The organism is Streptomyces sp. NPDC000878 (genome assembly GCF_053599695.1).
The window spans coordinates 1-5,358 of the sequence record NZ_JBSFMT010000161.1 but is presented as its reverse complement, the minus strand read 5'-3'; the positions used below and the strand labels follow the sequence as shown (position 1 = coordinate 5,358).

Annotated in this window: 4 protein-coding genes and 1 pseudogene; all 5 read right to left on the bottom strand. The window is 72.5% G+C overall.

Translation table 11 applies throughout. The annotated features are described in order from the left end of the window. Nucleotides 1–89 (bottom strand): annotated as a pseudogene (locus ACWDR4_RS49680) (sugar ABC transporter ATP-binding protein); the annotation flags it as partial. Between the two features lie 6 nt (nucleotides 90–95). Continuing rightward, nucleotides 96–593, bottom strand: coding sequence for a flavodoxin domain-containing protein (locus tag ACWDR4_RS49675; RefSeq protein ID WP_450418770.1), 498 nt, complete (start codon nucleotides 591–593; stop codon nucleotides 96–98). After that, nucleotides 590–1,348: a CBS domain-containing protein gene (locus ACWDR4_RS49670; protein WP_450418769.1), complete on the bottom strand. Its 759-nt coding sequence runs from the start codon at nucleotides 1,346–1,348 to the stop codon at nucleotides 590–592. Before ACWDR4_RS49670 ends, ACWDR4_RS49675 begins: the two co-directional genes overlap by 4 nt. A 13-nt stretch (nucleotides 1,349–1,361) precedes the next feature. Continuing rightward, nucleotides 1,362–4,070, bottom strand: coding sequence for a bifunctional acetate--CoA ligase family protein/GNAT family N-acetyltransferase (locus ACWDR4_RS49665; protein ID WP_450418768.1), 2,709 nt, complete (start codon nucleotides 4,068–4,070; stop codon nucleotides 1,362–1,364). 154 nt (nucleotides 4,071–4,224) lie between these two features. Beyond that, a complete protein-coding gene (gap, locus tag ACWDR4_RS49660) occupies nucleotides 4,225–5,238 on the bottom strand; it encodes a type I glyceraldehyde-3-phosphate dehydrogenase (protein ID WP_450418766.1) in 1,014 nt (337 codons plus the stop codon). Nucleotides 5,239–5,358 lie beyond the last annotated feature (120 nt).

Genomic DNA, 5,358 nt, shown 5'->3' with positions numbered 1-5,358 from the left:
TGCCGCTGCCCACCGGAGAGACTGGCGAGCGGCACCCGCACATCGGGAATCCGGATGGACAAGGTGTGCAGCAGCTCGCGAGTACGCCGCCCCTCCTACGCGGACTTCAGCGCCACGGCGATGTCCTGTGCCCAGGCCTCGATCACGCCGAAGTCCCGGAAGTCGCCGCCCTTCCCGGAACGGAGGATCATCCCCGCGATCCGCCCTTTGGCGCCTTCTTCCAGGCATCCTCCGAAGGTGACGTGGTCCCGGACGTCCAGCCGGATCATGGCCCGCCGCACGCCGCGAACCGGCGGGATGTCACGCTCGGAGGCCGAGGCGTCGAGCGGTCCGCTGCTGAAGAACCACACCGGACGCTCCGCGAGCACGGCGCGGTGCCGACGGACGAACCGCCGCGCGTCCTTGTGCCAGCGGCCCGCGTAGAGCCCGCCGCCGACCACGACGGCGTCGTACCGCGCCACGTCCGTCACGGACCGGGCCGGAAGCGCCTCGGCGGTCAGCCCGTCCTTGCGCAGGACGTCGACGACGGCTTCGGCGATCTCCGCCGTGGCTCCGTTCGTCGTTCCGTAGGTGACCAGCACGGTGTCGGTCATGACGGTCCGCCTCCTTTCACCGCACGGCGCAGCCAGTCGTCGGCCACGCCGTGCGGTGTCTGTGTCTGTGCCTCGGCACGCAGGTCCGCGTCGTCCAGCCGGTAGGTGAGCTTGCCGACCACGTCGACCACACCGTCGATCCGGCGGGTCATGGCGACGGCGATCTCCGTCTCGCTCTTGCGTTCCATGTGTCCGGTCAGCGTGACGACGCCTTCCACCACGGAGACCTCGACGCTGCGCGGCGCCAGCCACAGCGCGCGCACCAGGACTTCCTCGATCACCTCGGTGCGGATCTCCTGGTCGGGCCGCAGGAAGACCTGGAGGAGGTCGCGGCGGGTGACGATCCCGACGAGCCGGTCCTCCTCGTCGAGGACGGGAAGCCGTTCCACATGCCGCCGGACCATGGTGCGGGCGGCCTGGACGATGGTGTCGTCCGCATGCACGGTGACGGGGGGCTGCGTCATCAGCTCACCGGCGGTGCGTGCCTTGCCCTTCGCGGTCCGGCGCTTGGCCCCCGGGGTCAGTTCGGCGAGCCTCGCGCGGTGCTTCGGCTCGTACGGGTCCGGAGTGGTCGCCTGGTGCATCATCAGGTCCGTTTCGGACAGGACCCCGACGACCTTGTCGTCCTCGTCCACCACCGGCAGTCCGCTGATCCGATGGGCGGCCAGCAGTTGGGCCACCTCCTTGAACGGCGTGCCGTGCTCGGCGCGGACGACGTCCGCGGTCATCACGGAGCCGACCTTGTTGTGCCTCATGGTCGTTCCCTCCTCAGCGCAGCCGGCGCAGATACGGGTCCTGGGGGCGGCGCGGCAGCAGGCGTATCCGTGCGTCGAGCACGGTGACGCCGCCGGGTGTCGCCAGGACGGGGTTGAAGTCGGCCTCGGCGAGCTGCGGCAGGTCCGCCGCCATCCGGGACAGCCGCAGGAGCAGTTGTTCCAGTTCCTTGAGGTCGACGGGGGTGTTCCCGTTCGCGCCCAGCAGCAGCGGGGCGCACCGCGGCGAGGTGATCAGGTCGTGGACGTCGCGGTCGGTGAGCGGGGCGAGGCGGGCGGCGTGGTCCGCGAGGACCTCGGTGGCCGTGCCGCCGAGCCCGGACAGGACGAGCGGCCCGAAGACCTCGTCCTGGACGACGCCCGCGAAGAGTTCGGTGCCACGGGCGGCGAGGGGCTGCAGGACCACACCGGTCATGAGTCCCGCGAAGCGGGTCTCCAGGTCGCGGAACGCGGCCCGGACCTGGGAGTCCCCGCGCAGGTCGAGGTGGACGGCGTGCTCCTGGGTCTTGTGGAGCAGTCCGGGCCAGTGTGCCTTCATGACCACCCGGCCGTCGAAGCCGCGCAGCCGTTCGGCGGCCAACACGGCCTTGTCCTCGGTCTCGGCCCACGCCCACGGGATCTGCGGAATGCTGTAGCAGGCGAGCAGGTCGGCACAGGTACGCGGATCGAGCCAGCCCCCGTCGGGCCGCGCGGCCAGGTACTCCGCCACGACCGTGCGCGCCCGCTCGGTCTCGATGTCGCCGAGGTCGGGGACGACGCCGACGGGCCGGGCGAGCCAGGCCGCACGCTCCGCGGCGTGCGCCAGCGCGCGGGCCGCCCCCTGCGGTTCGGCGTAGGAGGGGATCGTGCCGCCGTCCGCGGCGGGCAGCAGTCGGACGGACCGGTCCTGCTCCAGACGTACGGCGAGCACGGGCCGCGCCCGTCGGCCGGGAGCCGCCGTGACGGCCCGCACCAGGTCGTCACCGGTGGCGGCGGCGACCGCCGTCGGCACTAGGGCCACCACGACGGCGTCGATGCCGGAGCACCGGGTCAGGCGGTCGACGCACTCCGTGAGCTGTTCCTCGGACACCGCGGCCGTGGCGTCGATCGGATTGCCGATGGCGGCGCCGTCCGGCAGCACGGCGAGGAGCTCGTCGATCATCGTGGGGGTGAACGGGGGAAGGACGAGCCCGGCCTCGGCGCAGGCGTCGGCGGTGAGGACGCCCGCTCCGCCCGCGTTGGTGACGATCGCGACGCGGCTGCCTTCCGGCAGCGGCTGGGAGTGCAGCAGGGCCGCCGTTTCGAGGAGTTCGCCGACCGAGCGGGTCGCGGTGATGCCGGCCTGGGCGAACAGCGCGCCGCGGGTCATGGTGCGGGTGGCGGCGGCAGCGGTGTGCGAGGCGGCGGCCTTGCGGCCCGCGGCGGTACGGCCGGCGTCGACGGTGAGCACCGGGATGCGGCGCGTCACGCGCCGGGAGGTGCGGGAGAAGGCGCGCGGGTTGCCGAAGGACTCCAGGTGCAGCAGGGCCAGGTCGGTGTGGCCGTCGCTCTCCCACCACTGGAGCATGTCGTTGCCGCTGACGTCGTACTTGTCACCGAGGGAGACGAAGGAGGAGACGCCGATGCCCAGCCGGGACAGTCCGTCGAGCAGGGCGATACCGACCCCGCCGGACTGCACGGCGACGCCCGCGGTGCCGGGGCGCGGGTGCTCGGCGGCGAAGGTCGCGTCGAGGCTCAGCTCCGGGTCGGTGTTGGAGACGCCGAGGCAGTTGGGGCCGACGAGTCGTATGCCGTAGGTGCGGCAGGCGGTCAGCAGGGCCTGCGCCTGGGTGTGGTCGAGGCCGGCGGTGACGACGACGAGCGCACGCACCCCGGCCCGGCCGCACTCCTCGGCCACGGCCGGGACCGCGGCGGCCGGTACGGCCACGATCACCAGGTCGGGCGTCTTCGGCAGCGCCGCGACCGACGGGTGGGACGGCACACCGAACACCGAGGTGACGCCGGGGTTCACGGCGAAGAGCCGACGCGTGAAGCCGCCCGAGTGCAGGTGGTGCAGGACGGCCCGGCCCACCGATCCGGGCGTGCGTCCGGCGCCGACCACGGCGACCACGGACGGTCGCAGGAGAGGCAGCAGGCTGGCCACGTCGGCGGCACGGCCGCGGGCCTCGACGGCCGACAGGTAGGTGTCGTCCTGGTCCAGGTGGACGGTGCAGCGCACCTCGGGCCCCTCGAAGCGGCGGGAGGTGCGCAGGCCGAGGTCGGCGAAGAGGCGGAGCACCTCGTGGTTCTCGCTGAGCGCGTCGGCGGTGAAGGTGGTGATGCCCTCCGCGCGCGCCGCCGAGACCAGGTGCTCGACGAGCAGGGTGCCCACGCCCCTGTGGTGCAGGCCATCGGCGACGGCGATGGAGATCTCCGCGCCGCCTTTCCCGGTGCCGTCCGTCTCCTTGCCGGTGCCGTATTCGGCGATGCCGATCACCCGGCCGTCCACCTCGGCCAGCAGGGCCCGGTAGCCCGGGTGGGCCGGGGCGCAGGCCCGGTCGGCGGCCATGGCGGCCGAGCGCCGGCTCGCCGCGAAGAAGCGCAGGCGGAGGTTCTCCGGCGACATCTCTTCGTAGAACCCTCGCAGCTGGTCGTGGTCACCCGGCCGCACCGGACGTATGCACACGGTGGTGCCGTCCGCGAGCAGGGCGTGGACCGTGGGCCGGTCGAGCAGGTCGTCCGTCATCGCAGCTCTCCTCCATGGCTTTCGATACCTCGATCGTCCGGCGGAACGGAGGACGGGCCCATGGGCTGCACGGGGCCGTCCCCGGGCCGGTCGGCCCCCCTCCGCGACCGCCGACCGGCCCCCTTCCGCCGCTGCGACGAGCGGTCGGAAATCGTCAGTCGTCCGCCACGAGGGCCGTCAGGTCCAGGAGACGGTTGGTGTAGCCCCACTCGTTGTCGTACCAGCCGAAGATCTTGGCCAGGGTGCCGTTGGCCTGGGTCAGCGCCGGGTCGAAGACGCAGGACGCGGGGTCGCCGATGACGTCGCGGGAGACGATCGGGGCCTTCGAGACGCGCAGGACGCCGTTGAGCGAGCCGTCCGCGGCGGCTTCGAACACCGCGTTGATCTCCTCCGCGGTCGCCTCACGGGCGAGGACGACGGCGAGGTCGGTGAGCGAGCCGTCCTCCACGGGCACCCGGACGGCGATCCCGTCCAGTGTCCCGGCCAGCTCGGGCAGCACCAGGCCGACGGCGCGGGCGGCGCCCGTGCTGGTGGGAATGATGCTGAGGGCGGCGGAGCGGGCCCTCCGCAGGTCCTTGTGGGGGCTGTCGAGCAGGGACTGGTCGTTGGTGTAGCCGTGGATGGTGGTCATCATGCCGCGCTCGATACCGAAGGCGTCGTCGAGGACCTTCACCATCGGGGCGACGCAGTTGGTGGTGCAGGAGGCGGCGGAGACGATGCGGTCGCGGTGCCGGTCGTAGGTCCGGTCGTTGACGCCCATGACGATGGTGGCGTCCACGCCCTTGCCGGGTGCCGACAGCAGCACGGTGTGGGCGCCGCCCTTCAGGTGCAGGGCCGCGGAGTCGCGGTCACGGAACCGCCCGGTGGCCTCGACGACGATGCCGGCGCCGTAGTCGGACCAGCGCAGGGCGGCCGGATCGCGTTCGGCGGTGACGGTGATACGCCGTCCGTCGACGGTGATGGAGCTGTCGTCGTGCTGGACGTCGCGTCCGATGCGGCCGAACGTCGAGTCGTACTCCAGCAGGTGGGCCAGAGTGGCGGGTGAGGTGATGTCGTTGATGGCGACCACCTCGACGTCCTGGGTGCCTTCCTCGGCGCGGTCGAGGGCGGCCCGCAGGTAGGTGCGGCCGATACGGCCGAAGCCGTTGATGCCGACGCGTACGGTCATGGCGTTGAACTCCTTTGCAGGGCAGGGGTGTTCAGGCGGTCCAGGTCCAGTCGGTGACCTCGGGCAGGTCGGTGCCGTGTGTGCGGATCCAGGCGTGGTGGCGGGTGCGGGCGTCGGCCA

What these genes read in the sequence shown, in the direction of transcription:
- ACWDR4_RS49665 (WP_450418768.1), bottom strand. Translation starts at nt 4,070, where the DNA reads ATGACGGACGACCTGCTCGACCGGCCCACGGTCCACGCCCTGCTCGCG.
- gap (WP_450418766.1), bottom strand. Translation starts at nt 5,238, where the DNA reads ATGACCGTACGCGTCGGCATCAACGGCTTCGGCCGTATCGGCCGCACC.
- ACWDR4_RS49670 (WP_450418769.1), bottom strand. Translation starts at nt 1,348, where the DNA reads ATGAGGCACAACAAGGTCGGCTCCGTGATGACCGCGGACGTCGTCCGC.
- ACWDR4_RS49675 (WP_450418770.1), bottom strand. Translation starts at nt 593, where the DNA reads ATGACCGACACCGTGCTGGTCACCTACGGAACGACGAACGGAGCCACG.